The organism is Acidovorax sp. 107 (assembly GCF_003058055.1).
Classification (GTDB): Bacteria; Pseudomonadota; Gammaproteobacteria; order Burkholderiales; family Burkholderiaceae_C; genus Acidovorax.
In genome coordinates, this window is sequence record NZ_QBTZ01000001.1 from 2,486,887 (window position 1) to 2,503,675 (window position 16,789).

14 protein-coding genes and 2 tRNA genes are annotated in these 16,789 nt (G+C 64.9%); 6 read left to right on the top strand and 10 right to left on the bottom strand.

Annotation, left to right across the window (positions count from 1 at the left end; translation table 11 throughout):
- Window positions 1-31 precede the first annotated feature (31 nt).
- From rseP to rpsB, 8 genes are all read right to left on the bottom strand, one after another.
- Window positions 32-1,396 carry an RIP metalloprotease RseP gene (gene rseP / locus C8C99_RS11645; protein ID WP_056637856.1) on the bottom strand — a complete coding sequence of 455 codons (1,365 nt, stop codon included), beginning with the start codon at window positions 1,394-1,396 and terminating at the stop codon, window positions 32-34.
- Window positions 1,397-1,428: 32 nt separating this feature from the next.
- Window positions 1,429-2,607 carry a 1-deoxy-D-xylulose-5-phosphate reductoisomerase gene (gene ispC, locus C8C99_RS11650; protein ID WP_056637853.1) on the bottom strand — a complete coding sequence of 393 codons (1,179 nt, stop codon included), beginning with the start codon at window positions 2,605-2,607 and terminating at the stop codon, window positions 1,429-1,431.
- On the bottom strand, window positions 2,607-3,461 hold the full coding sequence (locus C8C99_RS11655; RefSeq protein WP_056637850.1) for a phosphatidate cytidylyltransferase: 855 nt from the start codon (window positions 3,459-3,461) through the stop codon (window positions 2,607-2,609). Before C8C99_RS11655 ends, ispC begins: the two co-directional genes overlap by 1 nt.
- A 28-nt stretch (window positions 3,462-3,489) precedes the next feature.
- Window positions 3,490-4,221, bottom strand: a complete 732-nt coding sequence (uppS, locus tag C8C99_RS11660) for a polyprenyl diphosphate synthase (protein ID WP_056637847.1) — start codon at window positions 4,219-4,221, stop codon at window positions 3,490-3,492.
- A 23-nt stretch (window positions 4,222-4,244) separates the two neighbouring features.
- Entirely contained in the window at window positions 4,245-4,805 is a 561-nt protein-coding gene (gene frr, locus C8C99_RS11665; RefSeq protein WP_056637844.1) for a ribosome recycling factor, read from the bottom strand.
- Window positions 4,806-4,854: 49 nt separating this feature from the next.
- The gene (pyrH, locus tag C8C99_RS11670; RefSeq protein WP_015013553.1) at window positions 4,855-5,577 is read right to left on the bottom strand and encodes a UMP kinase; all 723 of its coding nucleotides are present in this window, start codon (window positions 5,575-5,577) and stop codon (window positions 4,855-4,857) included.
- Window positions 5,578-5,636: 59 nt separating this feature from the next.
- On the bottom strand, window positions 5,637-6,563 hold the full coding sequence (gene tsf / locus C8C99_RS11675) for a translation elongation factor Ts (RefSeq protein ID WP_056637841.1): 927 nt from the start codon (window positions 6,561-6,563) through the stop codon (window positions 5,637-5,639).
- A 106-nt stretch (window positions 6,564-6,669) separates the two neighbouring features.
- Window positions 6,670-7,422, bottom strand: coding sequence for a 30S ribosomal protein S2 (rpsB, locus tag C8C99_RS11680; protein WP_108625834.1), 753 nt, complete (start codon window positions 7,420-7,422; stop codon window positions 6,670-6,672).
- Between the two features lie 187 nt (window positions 7,423-7,609).
- On the opposite strand from rpsB, the gene C8C99_RS11685 reads away from it, so the two are divergent.
- The 3 genes from C8C99_RS11685 (at window position 7,610) to C8C99_RS11695 (ending at window position 11,889) form a co-directional block, all read left to right on the top strand.
- Complete coding sequence (locus tag C8C99_RS11685) at window positions 7,610-8,965, top strand: amidase (RefSeq protein WP_108625835.1); 1,356 nt, start codon at window positions 7,610-7,612, stop codon at window positions 8,963-8,965.
- A 52-nt stretch (window positions 8,966-9,017) separates the two neighbouring features.
- Window positions 9,018-10,250 (top strand): FAD-dependent oxidoreductase, encoded by a 1,233-nt coding sequence (locus tag C8C99_RS11690; protein WP_108625836.1) that lies wholly within the window; start codon window positions 9,018-9,020, stop codon window positions 10,248-10,250.
- Between the two features lie 97 nt (window positions 10,251-10,347).
- On the top strand, window positions 10,348-11,889 hold the full coding sequence (locus tag C8C99_RS11695; RefSeq protein WP_108625837.1) for an NAD(P)H-hydrate dehydratase: 1,542 nt from the start codon (window positions 10,348-10,350) through the stop codon (window positions 11,887-11,889).
- A 3-nt stretch (window positions 11,890-11,892) separates the two neighbouring features.
- On the opposite strand, the gene C8C99_RS11700 is transcribed toward C8C99_RS11695, so the two are convergent.
- Window positions 11,893-12,633, bottom strand: a complete 741-nt coding sequence (locus C8C99_RS11700; protein ID WP_108625838.1) for an AraC family transcriptional regulator — start codon at window positions 12,631-12,633, stop codon at window positions 11,893-11,895.
- 124 nt (window positions 12,634-12,757) lie between these two features.
- Between C8C99_RS11700 and C8C99_RS11705 the strand changes: the two genes are divergently transcribed.
- Window positions 12,758-13,723, top strand: coding sequence for an alpha/beta fold hydrolase (locus C8C99_RS11705; RefSeq protein WP_233247209.1), 966 nt, complete (start codon window positions 12,758-12,760; stop codon window positions 13,721-13,723).
- 219 nt (window positions 13,724-13,942) lie between these two features.
- Here the strand turns inward: C8C99_RS11705 and rnr are convergent, their stop codons facing one another.
- Entirely contained in the window at window positions 13,943-16,270 is a 2,328-nt protein-coding gene (rnr, locus tag C8C99_RS11710; protein WP_108625840.1) for a ribonuclease R, read from the bottom strand.
- Between the two features lie 19 nt (window positions 16,271-16,289).
- On the opposite strand from rnr, the gene C8C99_RS11715 reads away from it, so the two are divergent.
- Window positions 16,290-16,374, top strand: a tRNA-Leu gene (locus C8C99_RS11715).
- A gap of 195 nt (window positions 16,375-16,569) precedes the next feature.
- Window positions 16,570-16,654: transfer RNA gene (locus C8C99_RS11720), tRNA-Leu, on the top strand.
- Window positions 16,655-16,789: the final 135 nt, after the last annotated feature.

A 16,789-nucleotide genomic window follows, 5' to 3' on the forward strand; every position in this document is an offset into this window, starting at 1 on the left:
CCGCAGTTGCAGGGCAAGCGCGGCAAAAGTGTTAGCCAAAGAGCCGGGTGATATCGTTGAACAGGGCTATGGACATCATGACAAGCAGGACCGCAACGCCTCCACGCTGCAGCCGCTCCATCCATGCGTCCGACACGCCCCTGCCCGTGACACCCTCCCAAAGATAATACATCAGGTGCCCGCCGTCCAAGACAGGCAGCGGCAGCAGGTTCAGCACCCCCAGGCTCACGCTGATCAGGGCCAGAAAGATGAGGTACTGGGTCAGCCCCATGCTGGCCGAGCGGCCGGCGTAATCAGCGATGGTCAAGGGACCGCTGAGGTTCTTGAGCGACGCTTCGCCGATCACCATGCGGCCCATCATGCGCAGGGTGAGCAGTGACACATCCCAGGTCTTGACCACGCCGCCCCACAGCCCTTCCAACACCCCGTAGTCCACGGTAACGAACTCCGGAGCCGCCCCTACATAGGCACCGATGCGTCCTACCGTGCTGCCGGGTTCTGTCACGGCGTCGGGCAGTACGTCCAGCGTCACCACCTGACCGCCGCGCTCGACGTGCCATGGCTGCGCCAGCGGTTCGTTGCCACGCACCGACTGCCTAATCAGCTCGCGCAGCTGCTGTCCATCCACCACGTCGGTTTGCCCCACCTTGAGCACCACGTCGCCCTGGCGCAGACCCGAGCGCTCGGCCGCGCTCTGCGCCATGACCTCACCCAGCACGGGGCGGGTCCAGGGGCCGAGGATGCCCACCTTGCGAAACAGCTGGGCGTCGGCCTCACGGCTGTCGATGCGGGACATGTCTAGCACGACCTCCCGGTGGCCCGCGCCATGGGCGGACTGCACATCCAGGCGCACATTCAACCCCTCCAGCGCACCACGGGTCAGCAGCCAGCGCAGGTCTTCAAACGAACGCACCGGATCCAGATCTTCAGCGCCCAATGCAGCGCGCTCCACCAGTTCACCACCGCGCAAACCAGCACTTTGCGCCACCGAGCCCGCGACCGGGCTTGCCAGAATGGCCCGGGGTTCTTCCACACCGTTCCAATTCACCACCGAATACAGCAGCACTGCCAGCAGCAGATTGGCGATGGGCCCGGCCGCGACGATGGCCGCACGTGAGCGCAGTGGCTGGGTGTTGAAGGCCAGATGCCGCTCCTCTGCAGGGACGGGTGCCTCACGTTCATCCAGCATGCGGACATAGCCCCCCAGAGGGAAAGCGCCCAGCACAAACTCCGTGGGCGATCCTGGGGGTTGCCAGCGCAGCAGCGGTTTACCAAAACCCACCGAAAACCGAAGCACCTTGACCCCACAGGCCACCGCCACGCGGTAGTGCCCGTATTCGTGCACTGCGATCAGAAGACCCAGGGCTACAACGAAGGCAGCAATGGTGAGCAGCATGGATGAATGGTTCCGGGGTTGGGCGACGACGGTCAGGCAGCCAGGCGGCCCGCCACATTTTCTGCCGCATGGCGGGCCTGGTTGTCCAGATCCAGCAACGCGGCGAGCGAATCGGGCTTGGAGGGCGAAACCGCGTCCAAAGTTGCAAGGTTGACTGCATGAATGTGGTCAAAGCGCAGCCGGCCAGACAAAAAGGCGCCCACCGCCACCTCATTCGCCGCATTCAGCACGGCGGTGGTTCCCTCGACTGCCTTCAGGGCCTGCCAGGACAGATGCAGGCCTGGAAAGCGAACGGCGTCCGCATCCTCGAAAGCCAGGGCACTCAGGGATGAGAAGTCCAGTTTGCTGGCACCGCTGGTGATTCGCTCGGGCCAGGACAGGCCGCAGGCAATCGGCACGCGCATGTCGGGAGTGCCCAGCTGCGCCAGGATGGAAGCATCCTTGAACTGCACCATCGAATGGATGATTTGCTGCGGATGAATGACAACCTTGATCTGGTCCGGGTGCAGGTCAAACAGCCAGCGGGCCTCGATGACTTCGAGGGCCTTGTTCATCATCGTGGCCGAATCCACCGAAATCTTGCGCCCCATCGAGAAGTTGGGGTGGGCACAGGCCTGATCGGGGGTGATCTGCGACAGCGTGGACGGATCGCGCTGACGGAACGGGCCGCCCGAAGCCGTGAGGAGGATGCTGTCCACACGATCCGACCAGTTGGCAGGGTCTTCTGGCAGGCACTGAAAGATGGCAGAGTGCTCGCTATCGATCGGCAGCAAGGTGGCGCCCCCGTCGCGCACGGTCTGCATGAACAACCCGCCCCCCACCACCAGGGCCTCCTTGTTGGCCAACAACAAACGCTTGCCCGCACGCGCGGCGGCCAGACAAGGCGCCAGGCCCGCAGCCCCCACGATGGCCGCCATGACGGCACCCACCTCGTCATGGGACGCTATTGTTTCAAGAGCATCTGCCGATTGCAGCACCTCCGTTGGAAGGTCATTTGCTTTCAACTTCTCTGCCAGCAACTGCGCATGGGAAGCACTCGCCATCACGGCGTAACGGGGGCGGAACTGCGCGCACTGAGCCAGCATCAGATCCACCTGCGTCGCAGCGCTGAGGGCGAATACCTCGAAGCGCTCGGGGTGGCGCGCCACCACATCCAGCGTGCTGGTCCCGATGGAGCCGGTGGAGCCGAGAACGGTAAGTCGTTGTTTCATCATGGGGTCGTCAGACTCGTGAGCATCATGGCCAGGGGCAATGTGGGCAACAAGGCGTCCACGCGGTCGAGCACGCCGCCGTGCCCGGGCAGCAGGCCACTGCTGTCCTTGACACCGGCACTGCGCTTGATGAGCGATTCCACCAGGTCACCAGAGACACTCATGGCCACCATGAACAATGCGGCAATCACCAGCAACCACCAGCCCTGTTGCGCCATACGGGTATAGAAACTGGGCACTGCTGCCTGCCAGTGGGCATCGGCCACCACCCACGCAAACGCCATCACCATCACGCCCGCCAGACCACCCCACACGCCTTCCCAGCTCTTGCCGGGGCTGATCGAAGGTGCGAGCTTGCCTTTGGTAAACCGCAACCCGAAAGCGCGCCCGGCAAAGTAGGCAAAGATGTCCGCCACCCACACCAGCAGCAGTACCGACAGCAAAAAGTTGATGCCCACATTGCGGGCCTGCACCACTGCCAGCCACGCCAGCCAGAGGGCAAGCACCCCAGCGACCAGGCGCAACCCTGCCGGAATACGGGGCCAGCCCGGCACCCCAGCCTTGAGTAGCCAAGCCGCCGCAAGGACCCACAGCCCGCCTCCCGCCACCCAGAGGGCGGGCAACGGCCGGTCCACCCAGCCCAACGCCCACGACCCGGTGCACAGGGCCACACACGCCACGCCGACCGCCACAGAGCCCCCCTGGCCAAACCCGCTCAAGCGGCCCCACTCCCAAGCCCCGGCAGCCATGAGGACTAGCACGACCAGCGTGAACGGTACGGTGTTGGCGTAGAAAAGCGCGGGCAGCAGGATGGCCAGAAGAACAAGGGCGGTGATGACGCGCTGTTGAAGCATGGGGAGCTTTCAGAACCTGTTCAGGTTCTCAGCCCGGCATCGGGTCAGGATGCGCGGACAGAATCTGGGCAGAGGTTTTGCCAAAACGGCGCTCGCGACGGCTGAAGGCGCCGATGGCCTCGTCCAATGCGGACTCATCGAAATCGGGCCACAGCCGGTCGCTGAAGAAGAACTCGGAGTATGCCGACTGCCAGAGCAGGAAGTTGCTGATCCGCATCTCGCCCCCGGTGCGAATCACCAGATCAGGGTCGGGCACATGGGCCAGCCCCATCGCGCTGTGCAGACTGGCCTCGGTGATGGGCTCGCCACGGGCAGCCAGTGCAGCTGCGGCCTGCGCAATGTCCCAGCGGCCGCCATAGTTGAAGCAGACATTGAGCACCAGGCGGGTGTTGTCCGCCGTGGCAGCTTCTGCCTGCGCCAGGCCGTCTCGCACCTTGGCCGAAAGGCCGTTCCGCTCGCCCACAAAGTGCAGGCGCACGCCGTCCTTCTTGAGCTGGGGCACTTCGCGCGCCAGCGCCATCGCCAGCAGCTCCATGAGACCAGAAACCTCGTCGGCCGGGCGGTTCCAGTTTTCGGAAGAGAACGCAAACACCGTGAGCACACGCACGCCGCGCTGCACGCAAGCGCGTGCACAGCGACGCAGTGAGTCAACCCCTTGCTTGTGGCCGGCCAGGCGCGGCAGAAACCGGCGCGTGGCCCAGCGGCCGTTGCCATCCATGACGATGGCAATGTGGTGTGGCACCACCGGAGATGCAGCCATGGGAATGTTCAAGCCCTGGGGGCTCAAACCGCCATAATTTCCTGCTCTTTGCCCGCCACCAGCGCATCGATCTCGGCGATGTGCTTGTCGGTGAACTTTTGCACCTCAGTTTCGGCGCGCTTCTGGTCGTCTTCGGACGCCAGCTTGTCCTTGACCAGCTTCTTGACTGATTCGTTGGCATCGCGGCGCAGGTTGCGCACGGCGATCTTGGCGCTCTCGCCTTCGTTACGAGCGAGCTTGGTCATTTCCTTGCGACGCTCTTCACTCATGGGGGGCATGGGCACACGGATCAGGTCGCCCATGGAGGCTGGGTTCAGGCCCAGGTCGCTTTCGCGGATGGCCTTTTCAATCTTGGCGCCCATGCCCTTTTCCCAAGGCTGCACGCTGATGGTGCGCGAGTCGATCAGCGCCACGTTGGCCACTTGGCTCAGAGGCACCAAGGAGCCGTAGTACTCCACCTGCACGGTGTCGAGCAGCGCAGGGTTGGCGCGGCCCGTGCGGATCTTCTGTAGGTTGTTCTTGAACGCTGTGATGGACTGGTCCATCTTGGTTTCAGCAGTCTTCTTGATGTCGGCAATCGTCATGTTTTCTCCTGGGGCCGACCTGCATCCGGTGCAGGTCCATCCATCGTGATCAAGCGTAAACCAGCGTACCCTCGTCCTCACCCATCACCACGCGCTTCAGGGCGCCATGCTTGATGATCGAGAACACCTTCACCGGCAGCTTCTGGTCGCGGCACAGGGCAAAAGCGGTCGCATCCATGATGCCCAGGTTACGGGACATGGCCTCGTCGAAACTCAGCTTGGTGTAGCGCGTGGCCGTAGGGTCCTTCTGGGGGTCGGCAGTATAAACGCCGTCCACCTTGGTAGCCTTGAGTACCAGCTCGGCGCCGATCTCTGCACCGCGCAAGGCTGCGGCGGTGTCGGTGGTGAAGAAGGGATTGCCCGTGCCAGCGGCAAACACGACGACCTTGCCCTCTTCGAGGTACTGCAAGGCCTTGGGGCGCACATAGGGCTCGACCACCTGCTCGATGGCGATAGCGGACATCACGCGGGCCACCAGGCCCTGCTTGTCCATGGCGTCCGCCAGGGCCAGGGCATTCATCACGGTAGCCAACATGCCCATGTAGTCGGCGGTGGCACGGTCCATCCCGACCGAGCCCCCTGCGACGCCACGGAAGATATTGCCCCCACCGATCACCACGGCCACCTGGACACCCAGGCGAGTCACTTCGGCGATCTCCTCGACCATGCGCACGATGGTGGCGCGGTTGATACCGAAGGAATCATCCCCCATCAGCGCCTCACCAGACAGCTTGAGCAAAATGCGCTTGTGGGCTGGTGCGGCGTGGGACATGGGAAATTTCTCCAGTAAGTGGTGCGAGGCTTGGGTGGGGTGGTTACTAAAGGGAACGATCAGGCAGCAGCCTTGGCAGCAGCCACTTGGGCAGCCACTTCAGCAGCAAAGTCGTCCACCTTCTTCTCAATGCCTTCGCCCACCACGTACAGGGTGAAGCCCTTCACGTTGGTGTTGGCAGCCTTGAGCATCTGGGCCACGGTTTGCTTGCCGTCGGCAGCCTTCACGAAGACCTGGTCGGCCAGCGAGACTTCCTTGAGGTACTTCTGCACAGCGCCGTCGATGCGCTTGGCCGTGATTTCGGCGCTTTGTGCGGGCTTGCCAGCGGCCACGAGTTCCTTGTTGGCTTCGTCGGCCTTGCCTTCGGCGACCGAACGCTCCTTGGCGATCAGTTCGGCAGGCACGTCAGCGCTGGTCAGGGCCACAGGCTTCATGGCGGCCACGTGCATGGCAACGTCCTTGGCGGCGGTAGCATCACCGTCGAACTCGACGACCACACCGATGCGCGAACCGTGCAGGTAAGCAGCCAGGTTCGAGCCGCTGAAGCGCTTGAAGCGGCGGAACGACATGTTCTCACCGATCTTGCCGATCAGGCCCTTGCGCACGTCTTCCAGCGTGGGGCCGAAGCTGTCTTGCTCGTAGGGCAGCGCACCCAGAGCTTCTACCGTGGCGGGGTTGTGCAGAGCCACCAGCTTGGCAGCCGCGTTGGCCATGGCGATGAAGCTGTCGTTCTTGGAGACGAAGTCGGTTTCGCTGTTGACTTCGACCAGAGCACCGGTAGTGCCGTCGATGTAGTTGGCGACCACGCCTTCAGCCGTGACGCGCGATGCGGCCTTGCCAGCCTTGGTGCCCAGCTTGACGCGCAGCAGCTCTTCCGCCTTGGCCATGTCGCCGTCGGCTTCGGTCAGCGCCTTCTTGCATTCCATCATGGGAGCGTCGGTCTTGCCACGCAGTTCGGCAACCATGCTTGCGGTAATTGCAGCCATCTTTGTTCCTTCAGTGTTCAGTTCAGTCAGTTCAGAGTCGGGCTAAAAAAAAGGGGGCTCACCAGGGGCCCCGCTTTTGTTCGCGACGGATCGCGCAGCCGGGCTATCAGGCAGCGGCTTCTTGCACTTCCACGAATTCATCGGAGCTCTCTGCGGTAGCAGCCTTCACGACTTCGTTCACGGCGTTGGCGCGGCCTTCGATGATCGCGTCAGCGATGCCACGGGCGTACAGCGTCACGGCCTTGGCCGAGTCATCGTTACCGGGGATTACGTAGTCAATCCCTTCGGGCGAATGGTTGGTATCGACCACGCCGATCAGCGGGATGCCCAGCTTCTTGGCTTCGGCCACGGCGATCTTGTGGAAGCCCACGTCGATGATGAAGATGGCGTCGGGCAGAGCAGCCATGTCCTGGATGCCGCCGATGTCCTTTTCGAGCTTTTCGATTTCGCGGGAGAACGTCAGTTGCTCCTTCTTGCTCAGGCTTTCGAGGCCAGCTTCTTGCTGGGCCTTCATGTCCTTCAGGCGCTTGATCGAAGTCTTCACGGTCTTGAAGTTCGTCAGCATGCCGCCCAGCCAGCGCTGGTCCACGAAGGGCACGCCAGCGCGTTGCGCTTCGGTGGCCAGGATTTCACGGGCTTGGCGCTTCGTGCCGACCATCAGGATCGTGCCGCGGTTGGCAGCCAGTTGCTTGGCGAACTTTTGGGCTTCCTGGAACAGTGGCAGCGACTTTTCCAGGTTGATGATGTGAATCTTGTTGCGATGGCCGAAGATGTAGGGGGCCATCTTGGGGTTCCAGAAGCGGGTTTGGTGACCGAAGTGGACACCGGCTTCCAGCATTTCGCGCATGGTAACGGACATAAAAATACTCCAAAGGTTAGGTCTAAAATCAGCCCCAATATTTGCAGTGCCGTGATCCTCACGAACACCGCAACACCTTGACAGGGCTGCTTTGCGATTGGTCTTGCCGCAGCGGCCACGCGGGTTGTGCAAACTTTGCACCACTGCGCTACTGCTCCCAGCAAAACCCAAAGATTCTAGCACACCCATGCTTCCTGACCTGATCGCCACCCGTGAGCAACTGCGGGACGGCGCCACCACCGCGCCCGCCGAGCTGGAGCGCTGTATCGACGCCGCCCAGGCTGCCTCCAACGCCCACAGCTTTGTCCGCACGCTGTTTGATGAAGCACGCACCACGGCGGTGCAGCCGGGTGTGGCCCAGCTGCCTCTTGCCGGACTGGCTGTGTCGGTGAAGGACTTGTTTGACATCGCCGGGCAACCAACCCCGGCGGGCTCCACCGCGCTGGCTGACGCTCCCTCAGCCGCCGAGGACTGCCCGGCCGTGGCCCGCCTGCGCGCAGCGGGTGCCAGCCTGATCGGCCGCACCAATATGGTGGAGTTCGCTTTCTCCGGCGTGGGCGTCAATCCCCACTACGGTACGCCCGCTGCCTGGGACGCCCGTTTCGGCGCCCTGCCCGGCGCGCCGCGTGTGCCCGGCGGGTCGTCGTCCGGCGCTGGGGTGTCGGTGGCCACCGGCGCGGCGTTCATCGGGCTGGGGTCGGACACCGGAGGGTCCATCCGCATTCCCGCAGCGCTCAATGGCATTGTGGGTTTCAAGAACACGGCCCGCCTGGTGCCTACGGCCGGCGCCGTGCCGCTGTCCACCACCCTGGACACTGCCTGCGCCATGACGCGCACCGTGCGCGACGCCATCGTGGCGCACGAGGTGCTGGCCGCCCGGCGCGTGACGCGCAGCCTGGCGCCGCTGTCGCAATACCGGCTGGCCGTGCCGTCCACCCTCTTCCTCGACGGACTGGACGCCACCGTGGCCCGCGCCTTTGAACGCAGTGTGGAAGCATTGCGCCAGGCGGGCGCCCAGATCGACACCATTGCCCTGCCCGCCGTGCTGGAACAACCCGCCTACGGCTTTGCCGCCCCTGAAGCCTACGCATGGCACCGCGCGCTGCTGCAGCGCGCAGGCGGCCGCTACGACCCCCGGGTGCGCATGCGCATCGAAAAAGGCGCCACGCTGATGGCCTGGGAGTACATCGACCTGCTGCAGGCGCGCCAGCAATGGATTGCGCGCATGCTCGCCGACATGGAGCCCTACGACGCCCTGCTCTCCCCCACCGTGCCCATCATGGCGCCGCTGCTGGCCGATGTTGCCCCCGCAGATGGCGCGGACAAGACCCAGGACGCAGCCCGCGACGCCGAGTTCTTCCGCGTGAACAACCTGCTGCTGCGCAACACCAGCGTGGTCAACCTGCTGGACGGCTGCGCGCTGTCCCTGCCCTGCCATGTGCAAGGGGAACTCCCGGTCGGGCTGATGGTCTGGCACGGGGCGCTCAGGGATGACACGGTGCTCAACATCAGCCTGCAGATCGAGCAAACACTACAAAAATAATAGCTACCAGCGCATGATCCACTAGCGCTTGAAGCCAAAAACACCCAAATTCATGAAGATTGCCATCGTGGGCGCCGGCATTGTCGGCGTCACCACCGCGTACGAATTGGCCGGCGACGGCCACGAAGTCATGGTGTTTGAACAACGCAGCGCGGCCGCCGAGGAGGCCAGCTTTGCCACCGCCGGGCTCCTAGCGCCCCACCTGCTCAGCCCCTGGGCGCTGCCGGGCTTCGGCCAGCCGCTGCGGCTGATGGGCGCACAGGCCACCCTGCGCGTGGCAGGCGGCCTGACCCGTGCCAACTGGGCCTGGCTGCGGCGCTGGCGCAGCATGGCGCGCAGCGATAGCGCCCCGGCCACCGCTGTCGAACGCCTGGCGCAGTACAGCCAGGCGCGCCTGCAAGCCATCGCCAGCCAGCACGAGCTGGACTTTGAAGCCAGCGACGGTCGCCTGGTGCTGCTGCGCACCGAAGAAGACCGCACCCGCCTGCAGCCCGCACTGCAAGTGCTGCGCGACAGCGGCGTGGCCCTGCGCGAGATCGACGCCGATGCGGCACGCCAGATCGAACCCGGCCTGTCGCCTGAGGCGCCGCTGGCGGGCGCCATCCACCTGCCCGATGCGCGCGCGGGCAACTGCCGCCTGTTCGCCCAGCTGCTGCGCCAGGGCATCCAGGGAGCGGGCGTGCAGTTTGTGTTCAACACCCGGGTGGAGCGCGTCGGCACCAGCCCCACGGGCGTGGCGCTGCAGGGAGAGGCCGACCTGCGCCGCTTTGATGCCGTGGTGATGTGCGCCGGCATGGCATCGGCCACGCTGCTGCCGGCACTGGGCCTGGGCCTGCCCATGGCGGCCGTGTATGGCTACTCCGTGAGCGCCCCACTACGCGAATCCACCCACGCTCCCCGCGCCAGCGTGGTGGATGCGGGCCAGCAAATCTCTATCACCCGCCTGGGCCAGCGCGTGCGCATTGCCGGTGGCGCTGAACTGGCCGGGGCCGATGCCGAGCACCACACCCCCACACTGCAGCGCCTGTACCGCACGCTCAACGACTGGTTCCCCGGCGGCGCCCAGCTGTCATCCAACCTGCAGATCTGGCGCGGCGCGCGCACCATGCTGCCCGACGGAGCCCCGGTGGTGGGCACCAGCGGCGTGCCAGGCCTGTGGCTCAACACCGGCCACGGCGCTGGCGGCTGGGCCCTGGCCTGCGGCAGTGCCCGGGCGCTGGCCGACCTGATCGCGCAACGCGAACCCGAGGTGTCGCTGGACGGGCTGGGCATGCGGCGGTTCTAACCCCGCCCACGCTTCCCCCTTGGGGCCTGTTCAAAGCGGGAAGCGGCGGCGCACAATGGCAGGCGTCTGCCATTTGCAGCGCCCCTGCCCTCGCCCCATGCACCGCATCACCCCCCACCAGCCTCACCCCCTGTTCAACACAGCGGCCACGCGCCGCTTGGAAAAAGCGGCCGCGGCCGCCCTGCCCCCACACACCCTCATGCAACGCGCTGGCTTGGCCGTGGCGCAACTCGCCCAGGCGTTGGCACCGCACGCACGCACCGTGTGGATTGCCTGCGGCCCTGGCAACAACGGGGGTGACGGGCTGGAGGCTGCCATGCACTTGCAACGCAGTGGCCGCAAAGTGGTAGTGACCTGGCTGGGCCAGCCCGATAAGGCCCCGGCCGACGCCAGAGCTTCCTGGCAGCGCGCACGGAATGCAGGCGTGGCCTGGGCAGACACCGCACCCGACGACCTGGATGCCAACGACCTGTGCATCGATGCGCTTCTGGGCATTGGCGTCTCGTCGTCACCCCACAGCCCTGCACGCGCGCCCGATGCCCGACTCCAGGCCTGCCTGCAAGCCCTGCACCGCAGCTCGGCCCCCGTGCTGGCCGTGGACCTGCCCAGCGGGCTGGACGCGGACACCGGCCAGTTCGCTGCAGGCCTCGCGCCCGACACCCAAACCCACCAGCCCTACCATCTGCACCACCACGCGCCCCCGCCACGCCACACGCTGAGCCTGCTCACCCTTAAGCCCGGCCTGTTCACCGCCGCCGGGCGGGACACAGCAGGCCAAGTCTGGCTGGATGATCTGGGCGTAGAACCCGGGCATGAGCCGCCCAATGCCTGGCTCTCCGGCCCCGCCCTGCCCGCCCCCCGCGCCCATGCCAGCCACAAGGGCAGTTATGGCGATGTCGCCGTGGTGGGTGGCGAGGGTTTGGCAGCACGCGGTATGGGCATGGCGGGCGCCGCCTTGCTGGCCGCATCAGCCGCTCTGCACAGCGGTGCGGGCCGGGTGCTTGTGGCCCTGCTGGACGATGGGCACCTGCAACTGGACCTGCAGCAGCCCGAGCTGATGTTGCGCCACTTCGACGCACTGGCACTGGAACAGCTCACCGTCGTCTGCGGCTGTGGCGGTGGCCAGGCCATCGCTCGCGTGCTGCCCGATGTCATCACCCGCGCAGCCCGCCTGGTGCTGGATGCCGACGCGCTCAACACCATCGCCACCCAGGCCGCACTGCACGCGCTGGTGGTGGCGCGCGGCCAGCATGGACAACCCACGGTCATCACCCCCCACCCGCTGGAGGCTGCGCGCCTACTGGGCCTGAGCACCGCCGAGGTCCAGGCCGACCGGCTGGATGCAGCGCAACAACTTGCTGACCAATTCAACTGCGTGGCCGTGCTCAAGGGCTCGGGCACCGTGATCGCCGCACCCGACCGCGTCCCGGCCATCAACCCCACAGGCAATGCGCGGCTGGCCACGGCGGGTACGGGCGATGTGCTGGCAGGCATGGTGGGCGCGCACCTGGCTGCTGGTGCCAGCGCATTGCGCGCCGCGAGCGAAGCGGTGTACCAGCACGGCCAGACGGCCGACGCGTGGCCCGCAGGGCAAGCCCTGACCGCGAGTGCACTGGCGCGGCGTGTGGCCGCGGGCTGAACCTTAGGCCAGCAAGGTCACTTGCTTGAGCGGCTTGAGCACACTCGACGGCGTCATGCCAAAGGTCTGCCGGAACATGCGGCTGAAGTGGGCCGAATCAGAAAACTCGCCGTGCAACGCCGCATCGGTCAGGCGCGGGCTGACCACCAGCCCCGCCATCGCCAGCCGCACCTGAGACCAGACCCGATAGCTACGCAAGCTCACCCCCATCTCGGCGCGAAACAGGTGATTGAAACGCGACGCTGAAAGCTGGACGCCCGAGGCCAGGTCACCCCGTGCCAGCCGCCCCGCCTGCGGATGGCGCAGCGCATGCAGGCTGCGCGCCACCCGTGGGTCCAGTGGCGCAACCTCGAGGTCCAGCGGGCAACGCAGCAAGCCAGGTAGATCAAAGTGGTGCAAATAGCCCTCCATGGCACTGCGCGACCCCACAGGGGCTGCAACATCCAGCACCACGCCACCCTCTTGCCCGAACAGCCCTCGCAGGCCGCGCGCCTCGGGTGAATCGGGCTCCAGGTACACCAGGGCGACTACTTCGCCACGGGGGTCGAAAAGGTGTTCCACCCCGGCATCGACCAACGCGCTGTGACAGGTCTCCACACGCCCTGGCCCCCAGTGCACCGCGAACTGGCCGGAGAGCCCCATCAGCAGCGCCGGCGACGCGTGGCAGTGCCAGCCGGTGACCGGGATCTCTCCAACGTAGAGTGCCCGGTCAGCGCCCAGAGTCAACGTGTTGCGTGCCGGCATAGCCCAAACCTGCAAGTTTTTTCTCCGCGATCTCCTTAGCCTTGCCTCTCTCGCCATGGGCCGCGCAGGTCTTGTAGCAACGGTCCCCTGGCATGCACACCGCCACCTTCCTGGAGAACGCTTCTTGAAACGCACCGTTATTTCTGTCGCAACGGCATTGGTACTGGGCACGGCCAGCCTTTACTACGGGGCACCTTCGCTGTTCAAAGAGCCCCTGCTCAGCGCCAACCGGTATCTGTCGGGCATGGAAGAAAAAACCATCGACGCGGCGATGCACACCATCCACTACCTTGACAACGGCACGCCACGAAACCCCGCGCCCGGCCAAGGTAGCGGGGCGCCCATCGTTCTGCTGCACGGCATTTTTGCGGAGAAGGACCATTGGATGGATTTTGCGCGCCCGCTCACCGGCCAGTACCGGGTGATTGCCCCAGATATTCCGGGCTTTGGCGAGAGCACGCGGCGGGACGACCAGGCCTACGACTACGCCGCTCACATCACGCGCCTGGCCGCGTTTCTGGACGCACTCGGCCTGGCACAAGTGCATCTGGCGGGCAACTCGATGGGCGGCACGATCGCGGCGCTCTTTGCCCTGCAGTACCCCGAGCGCGTGGCCAGCGTGGCCTTTATCGGCGCACCCCACGGCATCCGCTCGTCCCAGCCCAGCCCCATGGACCGCCTCATCGACACCGGGCAACGACCACTGGTGACCCACGATACCGCAGCTTTCGGCGCCATGATGGATCTGGTGTTTGAAAAGCGCCCCTACCTGCCCTACCCCATCCTGCACGCGTCCGAGCAGGACGCGCTGCGCAACGCTGCGTTCAACACCCGCCTGTGGGACGCGCAGCTGAAAGACCGCGACCTGCTGGACCAGCACCTGGGCCGCCTGCAGCAACACCCCACCCTCGTCCTGTGGGGCGACAGTGACCGCGTGTTCGACCGATCGGGCCTGCAGACGGTGCAGCAGCGGTTGCCGCAGGCGCAGATCGCAGCGCTGCCGGGCATCGGCCACCTGCCCATGATGGAAGCCCCCACCGAAACGGCCCAACGGTATGCGCGCTTTCTAGACCAGGCGGGGTCCCCCTAGAGCCTGTTCAAGGTCTTTTTGGTGACCGCATTGGAGTGCGCTGGAGATGAGTGGATGCTTTGAATGCACTGCATGGGCTCATGCCCACGCAAGCAGACGGGGCGTCAAGCACGCACATATCAATAAAAATAGCCGCTAGTGCATGTTATATATGCACTAACAGCTATCAAATAAGGAGCGCATTGGGCGACGGACTGCAAGCCCGCCAGCCCGGCACCGTCAGCCCCTGCGTGGCTTGCGCGCCTTGCCTTTGCTGGACTTGCCCGCCACCGCCTTCTTGACCGATGCCTTGAGCGACTGGATGGGCGAACGCGCGGCTCGCTCGCGGGTCAGACCGGCCTGCTCGGTGGCCGAAGGGCCCGCGCCCTTCTCGGGCTTGCGCCCCCCAGAACGCCCTCCGGCCTTGCGGGCGCCAGAGCCCTCGGCCCCTGCTCCCTTGTCCTTGAGCGCGCGGCCCAGCAGCTCTTCGCCCTCGCGCACCAGGCGGAAGTCGATCTTGCGGCCGTCCAAATCGACGCGGCTCACCTGCACCCGCACCCGCGCGCCAATGGCATATCGGATGCCGGTGCGCTCGCCACGCAGTTCCTGGCGCGCCTCGTCGAACTTGAAGTATTCGCCACCCAGCTCGGTGATGTGCACCAGGCCTTCGACGTACATGGCATCCAGCGTGACGAAGATGCCGAAGCTCGTCGCGGCACTGACCACGCCGCTGTACTCCTCGCCCAGGTGCTCGCGCATGTACTTGCACTTGAGCCAGGCTTCCACATCGCGGCTGGCCTCATCGGCGCGGCGTTCGTTGGCACTGCAGTGCAGGCCGGCAGCCTCCCAGGCCTGGGTGTCGCGGCTCGGAGGTTTCACATCTTTGCGCGGCTTGGTGCCAGGGGCAGCCACGCGCGCCGCCAGGCGCTTGGCAAGCTTGGCATGGGCTTCGCCGGGCGTTGGCAAGGTGGGCAGCGCGTACTTCGTCTTGCCCAGAATCGCCTTGATGACCCGGTGCACCAGCAGGTCAGGGTAACGCCGGATCGGGCTGGTGAAGTGCGTGTAGGCCTCGAACGCCAGGCCAAAGTGGCCGCTGTTGACGGGCGTGTAGATGGCCTGCTGCATGGACCGCAGCAGCATGGTGTGGATCTGCTGCGCGTCGGGCCGCTCCTTGGTCGCCTCGGCAATCGCCTGGAAGTCACCCGGCTTGGGGTCGTCGCCAATCGTCATGCCCACGGCCATGGCCTTGAGGTAATTGCGCAGGATCTCCTGCTTCTCGGGCGTGGGGCCTTCGTGCACACGGAACAGGCCCGGTTGGCCGCCCTGCGCGATGAAGTCGGCGCTGCACACGTTGGCGGCCAGCATGGCCTCTTCAATGAGCTTGTGCGCATCGTTGCGGGTGCGGGGCACGATCTTTTCGATTCGGCCGTTCTCATCGCAGACGATCTGCGTCTCGGTGGTCTCAAAGTCCACGGCGCCGCGCGCCTGGCGTGCCACCAGCAGCGCACGGTACACGTCGTGCAGGTTGAGCAGGTCCTTGACGCGGTCCTTGCGCTTGCTGGCCTCGGGGCCGCGCGTGTTGGCCAGGATGGCCGCGACCTCGGTGTACGTGAAGCGCGCGTGGCTGAACATCACGGCCGGATAGAACTGATAGGCGTGCACCTCGCCCTTGGCCGTGACCAGCATGTCGCAGACCATGCACAGGCGCTCTACCTCGGGGTTGAGCGAGCACAGGCCGTTACTCAGCTTCTCGGGCAGCATGGGGATCACGCGGCGCGGGAAGTAGACGCTGGTGGCGCGGTCGTAGGCGTCGATGTCGATGGCGCTGCCGGTCTCCACATAGTGGCTCACATCCGCAATCGCCACCAGCAGGCGCCAGCCCTTGCTGCGGCCGACCTTCGCGGGCTCGCAGTACACGGCGTCGTCGAAGTCGCGGGCGTCTTCGCCGTCGATGGTGACCAGGGGCACGTCGGTCAGGTCCACACGGCGCTTCTTGTCCTGAGCGCGCACCTTGTCAGGCAACTCTTTAGCTTGCGCCAGGCACTCGGCAGAGAATTCGTGCGGCACGCCGTACTTGCGCACCGCGATCTCGATCTCCATGCCGGGGTCGTCCACCTCGCCCAGCACTTCGGTGATGCGGCCCACAGGCTGGCCGAACAGTGCTGGGGGTTCTGTCAGTTCAACCACCACGACCTGCCCCGGCTTCGCGGCGCCTGTCGCGCCCTTGGGGATCAGCACATCCTGGCCATAGCGCTTGTCTTCGGGGGCCACAAGCCACACGCCGCTTTCCTGCAGCAGTCGGCCAATGATGGGCTGGGGTGGACGCTCGATGATTTCCACAACGCGCCCTTCGGGGCGGCCACGGCGGTCCTGCCGCACGATGCGCACGCGCACGCGATCCTTATGCAGCACGGCGCGCATTTCGTTGGGGGGGATGTAGATGTCGCCTTCGCCATCGTCGCGGATGACGAAACCGTGTCCATCACGGTGCCCTTGCACGCTGCCTTCGATCTCTTGCGACAAATGTGTTGCCGGTTGCGTGCCGGGGGTGGTTTTTTTGTTATACAATCTTAGTCTTTCCTGAAATGCCCAGGTGGCGGAATTGGTAGACGCACTAGTTTCAGGTACTAGCGAGTAACATCGTGGAGGTTCGAGTCCTCTCCTGGGCACCAAGTTTAACGAGAACCAGTGATGGTTTTCAAAATATCGAAGCCGCTGTAACAACAGCGGCTTTTTTATTTTTCGATGCACATTGCATTGCTTGCCGACGGCTTCTTATTTGGCCTCTTTGAAGCGTTCGGCATATTTTTTTGAAAACTTTCCGGAAGCCCTAATTTTTTGTCCTATAATTCGAGGCTGATCTGAAAGCCCAGGTGGCGGAATTGGTAGACGCACTAGTTTCAGGTACTAGCGAGTAACATCGTGGAGGTTCGAGTCCTCTCCTGGGCACCAAACACATAAAAAGCCGTTGCAACTGCAACGGCTTTTTTGTTTTCGACCCGCCAAAGAAAAAAAACGAGACCGCCAGCAGCGATCTCGTCTTGTGTGTAGCGCCACGAGCACACGCACCTGCATGCGCGTGCCCAA